15 protein-coding genes are annotated in these 19,083 nt (G+C 73.5%); 12 read left to right on the forward strand and 3 right to left on the reverse strand.

Annotation, left to right across the window (positions count from 1 at the left end; translation table 11 throughout):
* The first annotated feature begins 25 nt into the window (after window positions 1-25).
* Window positions 26-1,111, forward strand: a complete 1,086-nt coding sequence (locus KG102_RS09890) for a carboxylate-amine ligase (protein WP_208214352.1) — start codon at window positions 26-28, stop codon at window positions 1,109-1,111.
* On the opposite strand, the gene KG102_RS09895 is transcribed toward KG102_RS09890, so the two are convergent.
* Window positions 1,104-2,339, reverse strand: coding sequence for an NAD(P)/FAD-dependent oxidoreductase (locus KG102_RS09895; protein ID WP_208289099.1), 1,236 nt, complete (start codon window positions 2,337-2,339; stop codon window positions 1,104-1,106). The two genes, KG102_RS09890 and KG102_RS09895, sit on opposite strands and share 8 nt — an antisense overlap.
* Before the next feature lie 176 nt (window positions 2,340-2,515).
* On the opposite strand from KG102_RS09895, the gene glgX reads away from it, so the two are divergent.
* From glgX to treZ, 3 genes are read left to right on the forward strand one after another with little or no spacing between them, the layout of a single operon-like run.
* Window positions 2,516-4,771: a glycogen debranching protein GlgX gene (gene glgX / locus KG102_RS09900; protein ID WP_208214354.1), complete on the forward strand. Its 2,256-nt coding sequence runs from the start codon at window positions 2,516-2,518 to the stop codon at window positions 4,769-4,771.
* Window positions 4,768-7,278, forward strand: coding sequence for a malto-oligosyltrehalose synthase (gene treY / locus KG102_RS09905; RefSeq protein WP_208289098.1), 2,511 nt, complete (start codon window positions 4,768-4,770; stop codon window positions 7,276-7,278). Before glgX ends, treY begins: the two co-directional genes overlap by 4 nt.
* Window positions 7,279-7,286: 8 nt before the next feature.
* On the forward strand, window positions 7,287-9,065 hold the full coding sequence (gene treZ, locus KG102_RS09910; protein WP_208289097.1) for a malto-oligosyltrehalose trehalohydrolase: 1,779 nt from the start codon (window positions 7,287-7,289) through the stop codon (window positions 9,063-9,065).
* A gap of 51 nt (window positions 9,066-9,116) precedes the next feature.
* Here the strand turns inward: treZ and zapE are convergent, their stop codons facing one another.
* Window positions 9,117-10,148 carry a cell division protein ZapE gene (gene zapE / locus KG102_RS09915; protein ID WP_249667272.1) on the reverse strand — a complete coding sequence of 344 codons (1,032 nt, stop codon included), beginning with the start codon at window positions 10,146-10,148 and terminating at the stop codon, window positions 9,117-9,119.
* Between the two features lie 347 nt (window positions 10,149-10,495).
* Between zapE and KG102_RS09920 the strand changes: the two genes are divergently transcribed.
* Genes KG102_RS09920 through KG102_RS09955 form a run of 8 tightly spaced genes read left to right on the forward strand, consistent with a single transcriptional unit; the run spans window position 10,496 to window position 17,812 of the window.
* Window positions 10,496-12,154, forward strand: a complete 1,659-nt coding sequence (locus tag KG102_RS09920; protein WP_208289095.1) for a nitrite/sulfite reductase — start codon at window positions 10,496-10,498, stop codon at window positions 12,152-12,154.
* Window positions 12,151-12,309, forward strand: coding sequence for a hypothetical protein (locus KG102_RS09925; protein WP_208214359.1), 159 nt, complete (start codon window positions 12,151-12,153; stop codon window positions 12,307-12,309). The genes KG102_RS09920 and KG102_RS09925 overlap by 4 nt, the downstream gene beginning before the upstream one ends.
* Complete coding sequence (locus KG102_RS09930; RefSeq protein WP_208289094.1) at window positions 12,306-12,995, forward strand: phosphoadenylyl-sulfate reductase; 690 nt, start codon at window positions 12,306-12,308, stop codon at window positions 12,993-12,995. Before KG102_RS09925 ends, KG102_RS09930 begins: the two co-directional genes overlap by 4 nt.
* Complete coding sequence (gene cysD, locus KG102_RS09935) at window positions 12,992-13,897, forward strand: sulfate adenylyltransferase subunit CysD (RefSeq protein ID WP_243884233.1); 906 nt, start codon at window positions 12,992-12,994, stop codon at window positions 13,895-13,897. The genes KG102_RS09930 and cysD overlap by 4 nt, the downstream gene beginning before the upstream one ends.
* The gene (locus KG102_RS09940) at window positions 13,897-15,330 is read left to right on the forward strand and encodes a sulfate adenylyltransferase subunit 1 (RefSeq protein WP_208289092.1); all 1,434 of its coding nucleotides are present in this window, start codon (window positions 13,897-13,899) and stop codon (window positions 15,328-15,330) included. The genes cysD and KG102_RS09940 overlap by 1 nt, the downstream gene beginning before the upstream one ends.
* On the forward strand, window positions 15,327-16,523 hold the full coding sequence (gene cobA, locus KG102_RS09945) for a uroporphyrinogen-III C-methyltransferase (RefSeq protein ID WP_208289091.1): 1,197 nt from the start codon (window positions 15,327-15,329) through the stop codon (window positions 16,521-16,523). Before KG102_RS09940 ends, cobA begins: the two co-directional genes overlap by 4 nt.
* Window positions 16,524-16,532: 9 nt before the next feature.
* Complete coding sequence (locus tag KG102_RS09950; protein ID WP_249667273.1) at window positions 16,533-17,330, forward strand: dihydrofolate reductase family protein; 798 nt, start codon at window positions 16,533-16,535, stop codon at window positions 17,328-17,330.
* Complete coding sequence (locus KG102_RS09955; protein WP_208214364.1) at window positions 17,327-17,812, forward strand: hypothetical protein; 486 nt, start codon at window positions 17,327-17,329, stop codon at window positions 17,810-17,812. Before KG102_RS09950 ends, KG102_RS09955 begins: the two co-directional genes overlap by 4 nt.
* A gap of 94 nt (window positions 17,813-17,906) precedes the next feature.
* On the opposite strand, the gene KG102_RS09960 is transcribed toward KG102_RS09955, so the two are convergent.
* Window positions 17,907-19,079 carry an ABC transporter permease gene (locus tag KG102_RS09960; protein WP_208214365.1) on the reverse strand — a complete coding sequence of 391 codons (1,173 nt, stop codon included), beginning with the start codon at window positions 19,077-19,079 and terminating at the stop codon, window positions 17,907-17,909.
* Window positions 19,080-19,083 lie beyond the last annotated feature (4 nt).

The following is a 19,083-nucleotide window of genomic DNA, read 5'->3' on the forward strand; positions in this document are numbered from 1 at the left end:
GGGGCGGTTCCCCCACACTGTTGCGATGCGAACCCTGGGCGTCGAGGAGGAGTTCCTGCTGGTCACCCCGGAGGGGCGACCGCAGCCCGTAGCGACGGCGGTCCTGCGTCACGCGTCCACCACCGGCCGCGCGGACGGGGACGAGCCCGGCGGGAACCTCGAGAAGGAGTTCAAGCAGGAGCAGATCGAGACGTCGACCCCGCCACGCGCCGAGCTCTCGGAGCTGGCGACGGAGATCCGCGCCGGCCGCGCCCGGACCGACGAGGTCGCCCGCCGCGCGGGTGCCAGGATCGCCGCGCTCGCCACCGCCCCGCAGGCCGTCGACTCGGTCGTCCTGCCCGACCGGCGCGCACACACCATCCGGGCCTCGTTCGGGCAGACCGCCCGGGACCAGCTCACCTGCGGCTGCCACGTGCACGTGTCGATCAGCGACGAGGCGGAGGGCGTGCGGATCCTCGACCACCTCCGACCGTGGAACGCGGTCCTGCTCGCGCTCTCGGGCAACAGCCCGTCCTGGCAGGGCACGGCGACGGGGTACGCCTCGTACCGGTCGCAGGTGTGGGGCCGGTGGCCGACCGCGGGCCCGACCGCCCCCTTCGGCGACCCGGCGGGCTACCACGCGGTCATCGACGACCTGCTGAGCTCGGGGGCGATCCTCGACGAGGGGATGGTCTACTTCGACGCCCGCCTGTCGTCCCGGTACCCGACGGTCGAGGTGCGGGTCGCGGACGTGTGCCTCGATGCGGACGACGCCGCTCTGCAGGCCGCGCTGGTCCGCGGCCTGGCCGAGTCCGCCACGGGTGAGCCGGTCGCCCAGCCCCGCACGGAGCTCCTGCGCGCGGCGACGTGGCGGGCCGCACGCTCCGGGCTCACGGGCAACCTGGTCAGCCCGCTGTCGGGCAAGCCCCTCCCGGCCGCCGAGGTGGTCGCCCAGCTGCTCGAGCACGTCCGCGGCGCGCTCACCGAGGCCGGTGACCTCGACTGGGTGGAACGACAGGTGGCGACCGTGCTGCGCCGCGGCAACGGGGCCATCCAGCAGCTGGGCTGGCGCGCCGAGGGTGCCGACGACGACGAGGTGGTCCGGCGCGCCGTGGACCGCACGCTCATCTAGGGAGCAGGTCGGCGAGCGGCACGTCCGGATCGGCCAGCCGGGCGCTGTCGATCACTGTGCGCGACCGGATCAGTGCCTGCACGTCGTCGACGACACCCCACACGTTGACGTTCATCGCGGCCAGCAGGCGGCCGTCCCGGCGCCAGAACGCGATGAGCGTGCGGCTCGAGAGGTCACCCCGCACGACCACCTCGTGGTAGCCGTGCAGCCCGACGTGGCCGACGTACTCCATGCCGAGGTCGAACTGGTCGGTGAAGAAGTACGGCAACCGGTCGTACGGCTCGTCGGCGCCCATGATGCTCGCGGCGGCCGTCGCCGGCTGGTTGAGGGCGTTCGCCCAGTGCTCGACGCGCACGTGCGTCCCGAGGAACGGGTGCTGCGCTCGGGCGATGTCGCCGACGGCGAGCACGCGAGGGTCCGACGAGCGCAGGTGGGCGTCGACGACGACACCGTCCTCGACGTGCAGCCCGGCCGACCTCGCGAGGCCCACCCGCGGCGCGGCACCGATCCCGACGACGACCACGTCGGCCTCGATCGACGTCCCGTCGTCCAGCTCGACGGACCCCACGTGCGCGCCCTCGCCGGCGGGCACGACGGCGGACACCTCCGTCCGCGAGCGCAGGTCCACCCCGTTCTCCCGGTGCAGGTCCGCGAACATCGCCGCGAGCTCGGGACCGAGCACCCGGGCCAGCGGGAGCGGGTCGCGCACGACGACGCTCACCTCGCAGCCGGCGGCGCGCGCGGCCGCGGCGACCTCGAGCCCGATCCACCCGCCGCCCACCACGACCACCCGCCGCCCCGCCGTGAGCAGCGCCCGCAACCGCTCGCTGTCGGCCAGGGTCCGCAGGTGCACGACGCCGTCGAGCCCGGCGCCCGGCACCTGGAGCCGACGTGGCTCGGAGCCCGTCGCCAGCACCAGGTGATCCCACCCCGTGCGGGTCCCGGAGGCGTCGACGACCTCTCCCGCGCGGAGGTCGATCGCGTCCACCGCGGTGCCCTCGCGCAGCTCGACGTCGTGGGCCGCGTACCAGTCCGCGGGGTGCACGAACACGCTGTCGCGCTCGTCGCTGCCCTGCAGGTACCCCTTGGAGAGCGCAGGGCGCTCGTAGGGCCGCTCCTTCTCGGCCCCCAGCAGGACGATCCGGCCGTCGTAGCCGCGCCGTCGTAGACCCTCGACCGTCTTGGCACCCGCCAGCCCGGCACCCACCACCGCGACCCGACCGCTCACCGTCGTCCCCCGAATCGATCGGTCCGTCGGCCCCGTCCTCGCCGCGGTCACCCCGTCCTGGGGTCCAGCGCAGCAGGTCCGAGGCGCGGGCGCAACGGTCTCGGTGTGGCGAAGGCAACCCTTCTGACCTGCCCACTGGCCGCGCCGGATCCACGACTGCCTGGCACCCTGGGCGCATGCTGATGTGGCCGGGACGCCCCTACCCCCTGGGCGCCACCTACGACGGGACCGGGACGAACTTCGCCCTGTTCTCCGAGGTGGCTGATCGAGTCGAGCTGTGCCTGATCGATGAGGACGGAACGGAGACCCGCGTCGACCTGCCGGAGGTGGACGCCTTCGTCTGGCACGGGTACCTGCCCGCGATCTCCCCGGGGCAGCGCTACGGCTACCGGGTGCACGGCCCGTACGATCCCGCGCAGGGCCAGCGGTGCAACCCGAACAAGCTGCTGCTGGACCCGTACGCCAAGGCGATCGACGGGCAGATCGACGGCGACGAGTCCCTGCACTCCTACCGGTTCGACTCCCCGGAGGAGCGCAACGACGACGACTCCGCGCCGCACACCATGACGGCCGTCGTCATCAACCCGTACTTCGACTGGGGCCACGACCGCCCGCCGCAGCACGAGTACCACGAGTCGGTCATCTACGAGGCGCACGTGCGCGGCCTGACCATGCAGCACCCGGCCGTGCCGGAGGAGCTGCGCGGGACGTACTCCGGCCTGGCGCACCCGGCCGTGATCGAGCACCTCACGTCGCTCGGGGTCACCGCCGTCGAGCTCATGCCGGTGCACCAGTTCGTGAACGACCCGTCCCTGGTGGAGAAGGGCCTGTCCAACTACTGGGGCTACAACACCATCGGGTTCTTCGCGCCGCACAACGGCTTCTCGGCGTTCGCGACGTCGGGCCAGCAGGTGCAGGAGTTCAAGGCCATGGTCAAGGCGCTGCACCAGGCGGACATCGAGGTCATCCTCGACGTGGTGTACAACCACACCGCCGAGGGCAACCACCTGGGCCCGACGCTGAGCTTCCGCGGCATCGACAACGCCAACTACTACCGGCTCGTCGACGAGGACCAGGCGCACTACTTCGACACCACGGGCACCGGCAACTCGCTGCTCATGCGTTCCCCGCACGTGCTGCAGCTGATCATGGACTCGCTGCGGTACTGGGTCACCGAGATGCACGTCGACGGCTTCCGGTTCGACCTCGCGGCCACCCTGGCCCGCCAGTTCCACGAGGTCGACCGTCTGTCGGCGTTCTTCGACCTGGTGCACCAGGACCCGGTCGTCTCACAGGTCAAGCTGATCGCCGAGCCCTGGGACGTCGGCGACGGCGGCTACCAGGTGGGCGGGTTCCCCCCGCTGTGGTCGGAGTGGAACGGCAAGTACCGCGACACGGTGCGCGACTTCTGGCGCGGTGAGCCCTCCACCCTCGGCGAGTTCGCCAGCCGGCTGACGGGATCCTCGGACCTGTACGCGCACACGGGCCGCCGGCCCATCGCGAGCGTCAACTTCGTCACCGCGCACGACGGCTTCACGCTCAACGACCTCGTCTCCTACAACGAGAAGCACAACGAGGCCAACGGCGAGGGAAACAACGACGGAGAGAGCCACAACCGGTCGTGGAACTGCGGGGCCGAGGGGCCGACGGACGACCCGACGATCAACGCGCTGCGTGCGCGCCAGCGGCGCAACTTCCTGACCACCCTGCTGCTCTCGCAGGGTGTCCCGATGATCGCCCACGGTGACGAGCTGGGCCGGACCCAGGAGGGCAACAACAACGTCTACTGCCAGGACGGCCCGATCGCCTGGATCGACTGGGACCTCGACGAGGACAAGACCGACCTCCTCGAGTTCACCCGTCGCCTGGTCCGGCTGCGCCAGGACCACCCGGTGTTCCGTCGCCGGCGCTTCTTCGCCGGCGCGCCCGAGCACGGCGGCGAGTCCGACCTGCTCGACATCGCCTGGCTCTCCCCCGACGGCCAGCACATGCGCGACGAGGCGTGGGGCGCCGACCAGGCGCGCGCGGTGCAGGTCTTCCTCAACGGCGACGCCATCGCGGAGCCCGACCTGCGCGGCCAGGAGATCGTCGACGACAGCTTCCTCATCCTGTTCAACGGCCAGCCCGACAGGGCGACCTTCACGCTGCCCGACGCCAGCTACGGGGACGTCTGGACCGCGGTCGTGGACACCGACACGCAGATCGAGTCGGGCAGCACCGTCGAGGCGGGTGCCGCGCTGACGCTGGAGGAGAAGTCGATCATCGTCTTCACGCGGCCTCCGCTGACGCCGTCGCCGACGTCGTCCGGGATGGGCGCGGTCGCCGACGCGGCCCGCGAGGCCACCAAGCAGGCCAAGCGGTTCTCCCAGTCTCCGGGAGGGGCCGACCTGATCCCCAAGCGCCGCACCACCAAGCCGCGCCCGAGCGCATGAGCGATCAGCGCCCGACCCCCACCCGCCGGCTGCCGACGGCGGGGATGCCCGTCCCGGTCTCGACGTACCGGTTGCAGCTCGGCACCGACCTGACCCTCGACGACGCCGCCGCGCGCGTGCCGTACCTCGCGTCGCTCGGGGTGACGCACGTGTACCTGTCGCCGATCCTGCGGGCCGCTCCGGGGTCCACCCACGGCTACGACGTCGTCGACCACGACGAGATCGCACCGGAGCTGGGCGGGCTCCCGGCGCTGCGGCGCCTGGCGACGGCCGCACACGACGCGGGCATGGGCCTCGTGCTGGACATCGTGCCCAACCACATGGCCGTCCCGACGCCCGTGTGGCACAACCGGGCGCTGTGGTCGGTGCTCGCCGAGGGCTCGGAGTCGCCCTACGCGGACTGGTTCGACGTGGACTGGTCCGCGGGCGACGGCGCGGTGCTCATGCCGGTGCTCGGCGACCGCATCGGCGCCGTGCTGGGTCGCGACGAGCTGACCCTGGACGAGGTCGAGATCCCCGGCGACGGCACGCGGACCGTGCTGCGCTACTACGACCACGTCTTCCCGGTCCGTCCGGGCACGGAGGCGCTGCCCCTGGCGGAGCTGGTGGACCGCCAGCACTACCGGCTGGCGTACTGGCGCGTTGCGGACGAGGAGCTGAACTACCGGCGGTTCTTCGACGTGGGCACCCTGGTCGCGCTCCGGGTGGAGGACCCCGCGGTGTTCGACGCGACCCACGCGCTGGTGCTGTCGCTGCTGGCCGACGGCACCATCGACGGCCTGCGCATCGACCACCCCGACGGCCTCGCCGACCCCGCCGGGTACCTCGCGCGGCTGCGCGAGGCGAGCGGTGGCGCCTGGGTGGTCGTCGAGAAGATCCTCGAGGGCGCCGAGACGCTCCCTCCCGACTGGGAGACCGCCGGCAGCACGGGCTACGAGGCGCTGTGGCGGATCCAGGAGACGTTCATCGACCCCGGTGGCGCGGCCGTCCTCGGCGCCGTCATGCACCGGCTCACCGGCGACACGTCCGACGCGTTCGCGGGCATGGCCGAGCAGGCCAAGCGCGAGATCGTCGACGGCCCGCTGTACGCCGAGGTGCACCGACTGACCTCGCTCGCGGCCGACATCTGCCGCGAGGACCTGCGCCTGCGTGACCACACGTGGCGGGCGCTCGAGGACTGCCTGATCGAGCTGCTCGTGGCGTTCGACCGTTACCGCGCCTACGTCGTGCCGGGCGAGCCGGTGCACCCCGAGTCCCTCGAGGTCATGCTCACGGCCGCCTCGCACGCCCGGGCTCGGCTGTCCGAGGAGCGCAGCGAGACGATGGACGTCGTCGTCGACCTCCTGCTCGGACGCGAGGTGGGCAGCGCGGGACGCACCCGCGGTGCACGTCGCGACGAGCTGGTCGTGCGGTTCCAGCAGACGTGCGGCGCCGTGATGGCCAAGGGCGTCGAGGACACGGCGTTCTACCGCTGGACCCACCTGACCGGTCTCTGCGAGGTCGGCGGGTCGCCCGAGCAGTTCGCCCTGACACCCACGGACCTGTCCGCCTGGGCGGCCGAGATGCAGATGTCCGCACCGCTGGGCATGACGACGCTGTCCACGCACGACACCAAGCGGGGCGAGGACACCCGGGCTCGTCTCGGCGTCCTGAGCGAGCTGCCGCGCGAGTGGTCGGCGCTGGTCGACGCGCTGCGCGCCGCCTCCGCCCCGTACCGCAGCGCGCTTCTCGACGGCCGGACGGAGTACCTGCTCTGGCAGACGCTGGCCGGCACCTGGACCGAGGAGGGCCCGATCGCCGAGGACCGCCTGGTCGAGTACCTGACCAAGGCGATCCGGGAGGCGAAGAGCCGCACCACCTGGACGGCACCGGACGAGCCGTACGAGCGCGCGGTGCTCGACGCCGCACGCCAGGCGCTCGTCGACCCGACCGTGGCCGAGCTGCTCGGCGGCTGGGAGGTCCGGACCCGGGACGCGGTCCGCGCCGCCACCCTGGGCACCAAGCTGGTCCAGCTCACCCTGCCGGGCATCCCCGACGTCTACCAGGGCTCGGAGGTCCCCAACCCGGTGCTGGTCGACCCGGACAACCGGCGCCCGGTCCCGCTCGACCCGCTGGTGGCCCGCCTTGCCCGGCTCGACGACGGCGCCGGGCCGCGCGACCTGGCCGACGAGAAGCTCCTCGTCACGTCCCGTGCGCTGCGTCTGCGCCGGTCGGTCCCGGAGGCCTTCGTCGGCCCGGACAGCGGCTTCCTGCCGCTGGCGCACTCGTCGGGCCACTCGCTGACCTACGCCCGCACGGTGGCCGGCGTGCCCCAGGTGGTCGTCGTCGCGACCCGGCTGGCGGCAGCGGTCGACCGGCTGGGCGGCTGGGCCGACCACACGGTCGCACTGCCCGACGGGCAGTGGCACGACGTGCTCACGGACCGACCCGTCGCCGGCGGCGTCGTGGACGTGGCTCCCCTGCTCGACCGACTTCCCGTGGCCCTGCTCGTCCGTTCGGAAGGCTGACCGACCTCATGATCCCCCGCGTCTGGGCCCCCTCGGCCACGCGTGTCGACCTCGTGCTCGGGGACGTCCGCGTCCCGTTGACCGCCGACGGCGAGTGGTGGGTCGGCGACACCGACCTGCCGCACGGCACGGACTACGCGTACTCGGTGGACGGGGGTCCGCCGCGTCCGGACCCGCGCAGCGCGTGGCAGCCCGACGGCGTGCACGGGGCGAGCCGCGTCTACGATCCCGGCACGTTCGCCTGGACCGACGACGGCTGGTCGGGCGTCGACGTGCGCGGGCACGTGGTCTACGAGCTGCACGTGGGGACGTTCACCCCCGGTGGCACGCTCGCGTCCGCCGTCGAGCACCTCGACGAGCTGGTGTCGCTGGGCGTCGACCTGGTCGAGCTCATGCCGGTGGCGCCGTTCAGCGGCGTGCACGGCTGGGGGTACGACGGCGTCTCCACGTTCGGGGTGCACGAGCCCTACGGCGGACCGGCCGGGCTGCAGGCGTTCGTCGACGCGGCGCACGCCCGGGGGCTCGGGGTCTGCCTCGACGTGGTGCACAACCACATGGGACCGTCCGGCAACTACCTCGGCGAGTTCGGGCCCTACTTCACGGACGCGCACGAGACGCCGTGGGGTACCGCGATCAACCTCGACGGCGAGGGCTCCCACGAGGTCCGCCGCTGGGTGTGCGACAGCGCGCTGCGCTGGTTCCGCGACTTCCACGTCGACGCGCTGCGCCTGGACGCCGTGCACGCCCTCATCGACTTCTCCGACCGGCACGTGCTGGCCCAGCTCTCGGACGAGGTGGCCGCGCTCGCCGACACCCTGGGGCGGCCGCTGTCCCTCGTGGCGGAGTCCGACCTCAACGACCCCGTGTCGGTGACGCCGACGGCCGAGGGTGGTTGGGGCATGACCGCCCAGTGGGACGACGACGTGCACCATGCCGTGCACACGCTGGTCACGGGCGAGCGGCACGGCTACTACGGCGACTTCGGCTCGCCCGAGGTGCTCCGCAAGGCGCTCACCCGGGTGTTCGTGCACGACGGCGGCTACTCGACGTTCCGGGGGCGGGACTGGGGCCGCCCGGTGCCCCCGGAGACGGACGGGCACCGGTTCGTCGCCGCGGCCTCCACGCACGACCAGGTGGGCAACCGTGCGCTCGGGGACCGCCCGTCCGCGCGGCTCGACCCGGGCGGGTTGGCCGCCGAGGCGGCGCTGGTCCTGCTGTCACCCTTCACCCCGATGCTGTTCATGGGCGAGGAGTGGGGCGCCCGCACGCCGTGGCAGTACTTCACCGACCACCCGGATCCCGAGCTCGCCGCTGCCGTCCGTGACGGTCGGCGCCGCGAGTTCGGCGGGCACGGGTGGGACGCGGTCTACGGCGGCGAGATCGAGGTGCCCGACCCGCAGTCCCCCGAGACGTTCCGCGCGAGCGTCCTGGACCGCACCGAGCTGGACGACCCCGCCCACCCGGAGCACGCCCGCCTGCGGGAGTGGTACCGGTCCCTGATCGCCCTGCGCCGAGCCGTCCCGGACCTCGCCTCCGGGGACCGGTCCACCACGGACCTCGTGTGGGGCGGGTCGGGCCAGGGCGACGGGCCCTGGGACGGCTGGCTCGTGCTGCACCGCGGGGGCGCCCGGGTGGTGGTCAACCTGTCGGACCAGCCCGCCGCCGTCCCGGTGCAGACGCAGCGGCCGGTCGAGGTCGTGGCGGCCTGGGACCCCGCGGTGGTCGAGCAGACCCCCGGCGGCGCGCTCGTGACGGCCTCCCCCAGGTCGGTCGTGGTCCTGGCCTGACCGGCGATCCCCGCCCGGGCGCCGGCCGACGAACGGTCGGCCGCGGGTCGGTCAGCCGACCAGGGCGGCGCCGTCCGCGGCGAGCGAGCCGAGGCGGGACAGCGCGCGGTAGTACTTCTTGCGGTACCCGCCGGCGAGCATGTCGGCCGGGAACAGGTCCTTCGCCTGCGTGCCGCCGAGCAGCACCGGCACGTCGCGGTCGTAGAGCCGGTCGACGAGCACGACGAGCCGCAGCGCGACGTCCTGCGTCGGGACGGCCTGGACGCCGGTCAGCGCCACCAGGCCGACGCCGTCGAGCAGCGCGCCGTAGCGGCTGGGGTGCACGGTGGCCAGGTGGGCGAGCAGGTCCGTGAAGTCGTCGAGCGTCGCATCGGGGCGGTCTGCGGCAGCGGCACGGACCTCGTCGTCACGCAGCCCCTGGACGTCCGTGCGGACCGAGCGGTGCCGGTAGTCCTCCCCGTCCACCCGCACGACCTCGAACCGCGACGCGAGCGCCTGGATCTCGCGCAGGAAGTCGTCGGCCGCGAACCGGCCCTCGCCCAGCGACCCCGGCAGCGTGTTCGACGTCGCCGCGAGCGCGACACCCCGGTCGGCCAGCTCCCGCAGCAGGCGGGACATCAGAACGGTGTCCCCGGGGTCGTCCAGCTCGAACTCGTCGATGCACACCAGGCGGCGTCGGGCCAGGGCCTCGACGGTCGGCAGGAACCCGAGGGCTCCGACCAGGTTGGTGTACTCGACGAAGGTCCCGTAGGCCGCCTGGTCGACGCCGACGCCGACGGCGTGGGCGAGCGATGCGAGCAGGTGGGTCTTGCCGACCCCGAACCCACCGTCGAGGTAGACCGCCGGAGCCGCCGTCCGGCCGCGCTTCCAGAACGGCGTCTTCTGCGACCTGCGCCGGACCTGCTCCGCGACGGAGGACAGCCTCGTGACGGCGGCCTGCTGGGACGGGTGCGCGGGATCTGGCCGGTAGGTCGCGAACGACTCGGCGGCGAAGTGGCGCGGCGGGACGAGCTCGGCCAGGAGGCGGTCCGGTGGCACGACCGGCCGACGCCGGGTCAGGCTGGGGGCACCACCGGATGTCACGATCGAGCAGCCTACGTCGCCGCGTGGGCGACGGGGTGCCCCGCACGGCGTGCTGGACGGTCGTCCCACATGTCGACCGCCCGATCTCACGTGCCGGACGCCCTCTCCCGCGCGACCGTGCCGCGTGACAACCTCGTCGGGTGATCGCCCCCGGGTTCCGCCTCTCGTCGCTGTGTGCGTGCTCCTGCGCGCGCACCGTCGCCGCGGACCTGTGCGTGTGCTGCTGTCCGCGGAGCAACTGACCCGCCCCACGTCCCCCTCGGGCGCGCGGTCTGCGTCCCGGAGAACCGTTCCCCCACGGAGCGGTGGGTGCAGGCGCACGTCCATGTTCTCCGGAGGTGCGCCCGATGGCGCAGACCAGGATCGCCCCGCCCGCAGCTCGTGCCGAGGGCCAGTGGGCCTTCGACCAGCGTGAGCCCCTCAACGGGAACGAGAAGTTCAAGCAGGACGACGACGGCCTGAACGTCCGCCACCGGATCGAGACGGTGTACTCCCGGGACGGCTTCGCGTCGATCGCGCCTGAGGACCTGCGCGGGCGGATGCGCTGGTGGGGGCTCTACACGCAGCGCAAGCCGGGCATCGACGGCGGCAGGACGGCGACGCTCGAGCCGCACGAGCTCGACGACGAGTTCTTCATGCTGCGGGTCCGCTGCGACGGCGGTGCGCTCAGCCTCGAGCAGCTGCGGGTCATCTCCCAGGTGTCCGTCGAGTTCGGACGCGGGACCGCGGACATCACGGACCGGCAGAACATCCAGCTGCACTGGATCCGCATCGAGGACGTGCCGGAGATCTGGCGCCGCCTCGAGGCCACCGGGCTGAGCACGCAGGAGGCCTGCGGCGACACGCCGCGCGTCATCCTCGGCTCCCCCGTCGCCGGGGTCGCGGCCGACGAGATCATCGACGGCACCCCGGCGATCCGCGAGATCGCGGAGCGGTACATCGGCGACCCGGCGTTCTCCAACCTGCCCCGCAAGTTCAAGACGGCGATCAGCGGCTCGCCGCACCACGACGTCGCGCACGAGATCAACGACGTGGCCTTCGTCGGCGTCGTGCACCCCGAGCTGGGACCCGGCTTCGACGTGTGGGTCGGCGGTGCGTTGTCCACCAACCCGAAGCTCGGCGTCCGGCTGGGCGCGTTCGTCACGCTCGACCAGGTGCCGGAGGTGTGGACCGGCGTCGTCGGCATCTTCCGCGACTACGGCTACCGCCGGCTGCGCACGCGGGCCCGACTGAAGTTCCTGGTCGCGGACTGGGGGGCCGAGCTGTTCCGGCAGGTGCTGGAGGGCGAGTACCTGGGCTGGACGATGGCCGACGGGCCTGCGCCGCCCCCGCCGCCGACCGGTCGGCGCGACCACGTGGGCGTGCACCCGCAGAAGGACGGGCGCTTCTACGTCGGCGTCGCGCCCACCGTCGGCCGCATCTCCGGTGAGCTGCTCGGGCAGGTCGCCGACCTGGTCGAGGCCGCCGGTTCCGGTCGGCTGCGCCTGACCGTCGAGCAGAAGCTCGTCGTCCTGGACGTGCCGCCCGACCGGGTCGACGCCCTGGTCGACGGGCTCGAGGCGGCGGGGCTGCCCGTGCGGACGGCCTCCACGTTCCGGCGCGGCACCATGGCCTGCACCGGGATCGAGTTCTGCAAGCTCGCCATCGTCGAGACCAAGGCGCGCGCCACGCACCTGATCGGTGAGCTGGAGGACCGCCTGCCCACCTTCGACCAGCCCATCACCATCAACCTCAACGGCTGCCCCAACTCGTGCGCCCGGATCCAGACCGCCGACATCGGCCTCAAGGGCGCGCTGGCTGGCGGCGAGGACGGCTACCAGGTGCACCTCGGCGGCGGGCTCGGCCTGACCAGCGGGCTCGGCAAGACGCTGCGCGGTCTGCGGGTGCCCGCCGAGGAGCTCCCCGACTACATCGAGCGCGTGACGCGCAGGTTCGACGAGCAGCGCCTCGAGGGCGAGCTGTTCGCGCAGTGGACCCAGCGGGCGGACGAGGAGGACCTGCGATGAGCGCGAGCAGCTCCGAGCGAGCGGTCCCCTACTACTGCCCGTTCTGCGCGAGCGAGGACCTGTGGCCCGCCGGCGAGAAGCACGGCGAGTGGGAGTGCCGCTCGTGCACCCGGGCCTTCGGTCTGCGGTTCGTCGGGCTGGTGGCGCGGTCATGATCACCACCGACCTGCGAGGGCTGGCCGAGCAGGCGGGCCGCGACCTGGAGGGCGCGCACCCCGCGGACGTCCTGCGGTGGGCGGCGGGGATGTTCGAGTCCGACCTCGTCCTCGCCTCCTCGATGGGCGACGAGGTGCTCGTGCACCTCGCTGCGGCGACCGTGCCCGGCATCGACGTCATCTTCCTCGACACCGGCTACCACTTCGCCGAGACGCTCGGTACTCGCGACTACTACGCCGACTTCACGAGCATCTCCCTGCGCACGGTCCTGCCGCTGCACACGGTCGCCGAGCAGGACGCGGTGCACGGTGCCCGGCTGCACGACCGCGACCCGAACCTCTGCTGCGCGCTGCGCAAGGTCGAGCCGCTGGAACGCGGGCTGGCGCCGTACACCGCCTGGATCAGCGGGATGCGCCGCGAGGACGCCCCGACCCGCACGGACATCACCGTCGTCGGCTGGGACGCCCGACGGGGCAAGGTCAAGCTCAACCCCCTGGCCGCGTGGACGCAGGCCGACGTGGACTCCTACGTCGCGGAGCACCACGTGGTGCTCAACCCGTTGCGCCAGGCGGGGTACGCCTCCATCGGCTGCGCCCCCTGCACGCGAGCCGTCGCGCCCGGCGAGGACCCACGCGCGGGCCGCTGGTCCGGCACCTCCAAGACCGAATGCGGGTTGCACACATGAGCACCGTCACGACCCTCACCCAGCTCGACGCCCTGGAGTCCGAGGGCATCCACGTGATGCGCGAGGTGGCGGGCGAGTTCGAGCGCCCGGTCCTGCTGTTCAGCGGCGGCAAGGACTCGATCGTCATGCTCCACCTGGCACGCAAGGCGTTCTGGCCGGCCCCCGTGCCGTTCTCGCTCATGCACGTCGACACCGGGCACAACTTCCCCGAGGTCATCGAGTACCGCGACCGCGTCGTGGCCGAGCACGGCCTGCGGCTCGTGGTGGCCAGCGTCCAGGACGCCATCGACGACGGCCGCGTCGCGGAGCGCACGGACGGCTCCCGCAACCCGCTGCAGACCGTCCCCCTGCTCGACGCGATCACCGCGCACCGGTTCGACGCGGTGTTCGGCGGCGGCCGTCGCGACGAGGAGAAGGCGCGCGCCAAGGAGCGGGTCTTCTCGCTGCGCGACGAGTTCGGCCAGTGGGACCCCCGCCGCCAGCGACCCGAGCTGTGGGATCTCTACAACGGTCGGCACAGGGTCGGCGAGCACGTGCGGGTCTTCCCGCTGTCCAACTGGACCGAGCTGGACGTCTGGCGGTACATCGAGCGCGAGCGGATCGAGCTGCCGGCGATCTACTACTCCCACCGGCGCGAGGTGTTCCTGCGCGACGGCATGTGGCTGGCGCCGGGCGGCTGGGGCGGTCCACGGGCCGACGAGGCGCTCCAGGTGCGCACCGTCCGGTACCGGACCGTCGGCGACATGAGCTGCACGGGCGCCGTCGAGTCGACCGCGTCGACCGTCCCCGAGGTCATCGCCGAGGTCGGCGCCAGCCGCCTGACCGAGCGCGGCGCCACACGCGCCGACGACCGCGCGTCGGAGGCCGCGATGGAGGACCGCAAGCGCGAGGGGTACTTCTGATGAGCACGGTGACGACCGCCGACCCGGCAACGATCGAGGAGACCTCCACGGTGAGCGAGCACGCGACGCGGGACCTCCTGCGCCTGGCCACAGCCGGGTCCGTCGACGACGGCAAGAGCACGCTGATCGGCCGGCTGCTCTACGACACGAAGTCCGTGCTGGCCGACCAGCTCAGCGCCGTCGAGGCGGCGACGGCGGCGCGCGGCGGCGGTGACGTCGACCTCGCGCTGCTCACCGACGGGTTGCGTGCCGAGCGCGAGCAGGGCATCACGATCGACGTCGCCTACCGGTACTTCTCCACGGCGACCCGCGCGTTCGTGCTGGCGGACACCCCGGGCCACGTGCAGTACACCCGCAACATGGTGACGGGTGCCTCCACCGCCGAGCTCGCGATCGTGCTGGTCGACGCCCGCAAGGGGGTGCTCGAGCAGACCCGTCGGCACGCGACGATCACCGCGCTCCTGCGCGTCCCGCACGTGGTGCTGGCCGTGAACAAGATGGACCTGGTCGGCTTCGACGAGGCCACGTTCCGGAGCATCGCCGACGAGTTCACCGCGTACGCGGCCGGTGTCGGCATCGCGGGCGTCACCGCCGTCCCGTTGTCGGCCCTCGCCGGCGACAACGTGGTGACCCGCTCCGAGCGCACCCCCTGGTACGACGGACCGACGCTGCTCGAGCACCTCGAGTCCGTGCCGGTGGGCCGCGACGCCCTGTCCGAGCCGTTCCGGTTCCCCGTGCAGGTGGTCATCCGCCCGCGCACGGCCGAGCACCCCGACTACCGGGGCTACGCGGGACGCATCGCGTCCGGCGTCGTGTCGGTGGGCGACGAGGTCACCGTGCTGCCCTCGGGCAAGAGGAGCACGGTCGTGGGGATCGACACCTTCGACGGCCCGTTGCCGCAGGCGGCCGCCCCGCGGTCCGTCACGCTGCGGCTGGCCGACGATCTCGACGTGGCGCGCGGGGACGTGCTCGTCCCGAGCGCGGCCACCGTGGCCGTCGGCACGGACCTGGTGGGCACGGTGTGCTGGCTCGCCGACAGGCGCAGCGTGCTGGGAGCGCGCGTGCTGGTCCGCGTGGGAACCCGCACGGTGCGGGCGCTGCTGCGTGAGGTCGGTGCCCGGCTCGACGTGGACTCGCTGACGGTCGAGGCCTGGGACGGCGTGGACACCCTGCACGCGGTCGACGCCACCGACACCTCCTCGGACATCCCACCCCGGGCCCTGACGCTCAACGCGATCGGCCGGGTCACGATCCGGCTGGCGGAGCCCGTGGTCCTCGACGAGTACGCCACTCACCGCCGGACGGGCGGGTTCCTGCTGGTCGACCCGGCGGACGGCAGCACGCTCGCCGCCGGGATGATCGGCGCCACCCTGCTGGACCGCCTCGCGTCCACCCCGCAGGACGACGGCTGGTTCGCCGGAGCAGGGATATGACCCGGCCCCAGCACGCCCTGCTCCTCGACGTGTCCGGCCGGCGCGTCGTCGTCGTCGGGGGCGGGCCCGTCGCCGCCCGGCGAGCGGCCCGGCTGATCGAGGACGGCGCCGACGTGGTCGTGGTCGCACCCGCGCTGTGCGAGGACCTCGCGGACCACGCGGCCGCCGACCGGCTGACATGGCATGCGCGGGAGTACGCGGGCGGCGACCTCGACGGTGCGTGGCTGGTGCACACCGCGACGGGCGACCGGGGGGTCGACGACGCCGTCGCGGCCGACGCCGAGGCGGCTCGGCTGTGGTGCGTGCGGGCCGACGACGCGGGCGCATCGAGCGCCTGGAGCCCGGCCGTCGCGCGGTCCGGTGACGTGACCGTCGCGGTCGGCGCCGGCGGCGACCCCCGCCGCGCGGTGGCGCTGCGGGACGCGGTCGCCCTCCTGCTCGACACGGGTGCGCTCCCCCTGCGCCGTCGACGGCCGGTGCGCGGCAGTGTGGTCCTCGTCGGCGGCGGCCCGGGCGACCCGGGCCTGATCACCACGCGCGGCCGGCGAGCGCTCGCGGAGGCCGACGTCGTGGTGGTCGACCGCCTGGCCCCGCGGGCGCTGCTGGCCGACCTCGACCCCGCCGTCGAGGTGATCGAGGCCGGCAAGTCCCCGCACGCCCACACCCTGACGCAGGCGCAGATCAACGACGTGCTCGTCGAGCGCGCCCAGGCCGGCAAGCAGGTCGTCCGGCTCAAGGGCGGCGACCCGTTCCTGCTGGGTCGCGGTGGCGAGGAGGTGCTCGCCTGCATCGAGGCGGGCGTGCCGGTGGAGGTGGTGCCGGGCGTGACCAGCGCGCTCGCGGTGCCCGCGGCCGCGGGGATCCCGGTCACGCACCGTGGCCTGGCGCGCCAGCTCACCATCCTGTCCGCGCACGACGCCACGCCGGACTGGCGCGTGCTGGCGCGCCTGGAGGGCACGCTCGTCCTGCTCATGGGCGTGGCGCAGCTGCCGGCGCACACCCGCGCGCTCCTCGCGCACGGCAAGGACCCGGGCACCCCGGTCGCGATCGTCGAGAACGGCACCCTGCCCGGGCAGCGCACGACCGTCGGAACGCTCGCCGACATCGCGGACCGCGCCCGGGAGCGCGGCGTCGGCAACCCCGCGGTGGTGGTCGTCGGGGACGTCGCGGCAATGGCTGACGTCCTGGCCTAGGTTGTCGGCGTGGCCGACCTCCCCGCCCTGGACGTCCTCGTCCCCCTCGACGCCCCGGTGCGCCTGCTCGCCCCGCGGTCCGACGAGGCGGAGCTGATGGCGCTCTTCGCCGACGGACCCTCGACGACCGGCATCCACGTGCGCGCCAACATGGTGAGCGCGCTCGACGGCGCCGCGACCGGTGCCGACCGCGTGAGCGGCTCGATCAACGGTCCCGCCGACCTGCGGGTGTTCCGCGTGCTGCGGGCGCTCGCGGACGTCGTGCTGATCGGTGCCGGCACCGCACGAGCGGAGTGCTACACGCCGCTGGACGTGCCCCCCGAGCTGCGGGCGGCACGGTCCGCGCGCGGGCGGGCCGACGACCTCGAGCTGGCCGTCGTCACCGCCAGCGGAGAGCTGCCCGCGTCGCTGATCGAGTCCGAGAGACCACCGCTCGTGCTCACCACCTCCTCGGCGCCGGCGCTCGGTGCGCTGCGCGACCGGCTCGGACCCGACCGCGTGGTCGTGGCCGACGGTGGTGCGCCCGGCACGGTCGACCACCGGACCGCCCTGGCCGCCCTCGCCGACCGCGGGCTGCGCCACGTCCTGACGGAGGGCGGGCCCATGCTCCTGGGTCAGCTGGTGGACGCCGACCTGGTGGACGAGCTCTGCCTGACGTGGAGCCCGCAGCTCGTCGGAGGACCGGCCGGGCGCGTCACGCACGTGCCCGCCTGGTTCTCGCCGCCCAGGGAGCTGACCCTCGCGCACCTGCTCCACTCGGACGGCGTGCTGCTGGGCCGCTGGCAGGTGGTTAGGCTCGGCGCGTGACCGACACGATCATCGTCCTCACGGAGGACACCCTGGCCAGCGCCGACGTCGAGAACCTGCTCGCCCTGCACGAGGGCGAGACGTTCACGTACCGCATCCTCGTCCCGGCGGACACGGACCGACCCCTCGTCTCCACGATCATCGACAACCTCAGCCTCGGCGAGCTCAAGGAGGCGTGGCAGCGCGCGCTCGGCAAGGAGCCCTCCCCGCGCGAGGCCAAGGCCACCGCGGCCGAGCAGCTCGCCGGAAGCATCGCCGCGTTCGTCGCGGCGGGCCGCGTGGCCACCGGCACGATCGTCGACGACGACCCGCTGCCCGCACTGCGGACCGCGGTCGCCGACGGTGACGTGTTCGAGGTCGAGATCGTGACCTACCCGCACGCGGTCGAGGACACGTTCCACCGGGACTGGGCGTCCCGGGCACGCGAGGAGCTCCAGGTCCCCGTGCTGCACCTGTACGCGGGCACCAGCGAGCTCGGCTGAGCGACAGGCGCCCGTGCAACGGTGCACTCGCCCAGGTGGCTGAGCACCGACACCGTTGCACGGACGTCCTGACCCCCTCGCTACCGTCGGCCCGTCAGACGGAGCGCAGTGCCTCGGTCGGCGGCACCCGCGCTGCGCGAAGCGCCGGGTAGAGGCCGACGACCGAGCCGACGAGGAGGGAGCACACGAGGCCTGCGGCGACGGGCAGCCACGGGACGATCACCGCCCACGCCTGGCTCGCGGCGAAGCCCCACGTCACCGCCACACCGAGCACCACACCGGCGGTCCCCCCGAGCAGGGACAGCAGGACCGACTCGACGAGGAACTGGCCCGCGATCGAGCTCCGGGACGCGCCGAGGGCACGTCGGACCCCGATCTCGCGCCGCCGCTCGAGCACCGACACGACCATCACGTTGGCGATGCCGACACCGCCCACGAGCAGCGCGACGGCTCCGAGCCCCACCGCGAGCAGCGTGAACGACCGCTCGGCCGCGTCGCCGGCCGCGAGCGCGTCCGACGGACGGGACACCCGGACCTCGTCGGGAGCCGCGGGGTCGGCGGTGCGACCCAGCGCCTCCCCGGTCGCCGCCACCTGGTCGGGCTCGACGCGGACGTACACGGCGGACGGAGGGAGGTCGTCGTCCACGACCGTGTGCGCGACGGCTGTCCCGACCAGTGCCGCCTCGTCGAGCTCGGGGGCCAGGATCACGGGGCCGAGGATCCCGAGGACCGTGAACGGGCGGCCTCCGAGCGAGACGTCGACCCCGGCGTCGATCGGCCCGATCCCGAGCCGTCGGGCGGCCGTGTCCCCCAGCACGACCGCCGGGTAGCGCTGCGTCGCCGCGTCGAGCCAGCGTCCCTCGCGGACGCTTGCCGCCACGGTGCCGAGCAGGTCGAGGTCGGCCGCCAGGACGGAGATCCCGCCCGTCCGGGTCTCGGGGACCTTGTCGGACCGGCGCACGGTCGCGTCGACCGCGCGCACGGCCGAGGCCGCCGTGACGGTCGGGATCCGCGTGATCATCGCGACCGACTCGTCGGGCAGCGTGCCCTCGTCGCCTCCGAAGCCCTGGCCCGGGGTGACCGTGAGCAGGTTGGTGCCGAGCGCGTCGAGCTGGCTCCGCAGGTCGGCTCGTGACGACTCGGCGAGCCCGAGCACGCCCACCAGAGCGGTGATGCCGATCGCGATTCCCACCGCGGACAGAGCGGTGCGACCGGGCCGGACGGTGAGGCCCCGGCCGCTCAGCCGGAGCCGGTCGACGAGGGACATGCGG

Origin of the sequence: Cellulomonas fengjieae, from assembly GCF_018388465.1 — a bacterium.
GTDB lineage: Bacteria > Actinomycetota > Actinomycetes > Actinomycetales > Cellulomonadaceae > Cellulomonas > Cellulomonas fengjieae.

Coding starts and splice junctions, on each gene's coding strand:
- KG102_RS09930 (WP_208289094.1), top strand. CDS start 12,306: ATGATCACCACCGACCTGCGAGGGCTGGCCGAGCAGGCGGGCCGCGAC.
- cysD (WP_243884233.1), top strand. CDS start 12,992: ATGAGCACCGTCACGACCCTCACCCAGCTCGACGCCCTGGAGTCCGAG.
- KG102_RS09960 (WP_208214365.1), bottom strand. CDS start 19,079: ATGTCCCTCGTCGACCGGCTCCGGCTGAGCGGCCGGGGCCTCACCGTC.
- glgX (WP_208214354.1), top strand. CDS start 2,516: ATGCTGATGTGGCCGGGACGCCCCTACCCCCTGGGCGCCACCTACGAC.
- KG102_RS09940 (WP_208289092.1), top strand. CDS start 13,897: ATGAGCACGGTGACGACCGCCGACCCGGCAACGATCGAGGAGACCTCC.
- treZ (WP_208289097.1), top strand. CDS start 7,287: ATGATCCCCCGCGTCTGGGCCCCCTCGGCCACGCGTGTCGACCTCGTG.
- cobA (WP_208289091.1), top strand. CDS start 15,327: ATGACCCGGCCCCAGCACGCCCTGCTCCTCGACGTGTCCGGCCGGCGC.
- KG102_RS09890 (WP_208214352.1), top strand. CDS start 26: ATGCGAACCCTGGGCGTCGAGGAGGAGTTCCTGCTGGTCACCCCGGAG.
- KG102_RS09920 (WP_208289095.1), top strand. CDS start 10,496: ATGGCGCAGACCAGGATCGCCCCGCCCGCAGCTCGTGCCGAGGGCCAG.
- treY (WP_208289098.1), top strand. CDS start 4,768: ATGAGCGATCAGCGCCCGACCCCCACCCGCCGGCTGCCGACGGCGGGG.
- KG102_RS09925 (WP_208214359.1), top strand. CDS start 12,151: ATGAGCGCGAGCAGCTCCGAGCGAGCGGTCCCCTACTACTGCCCGTTC.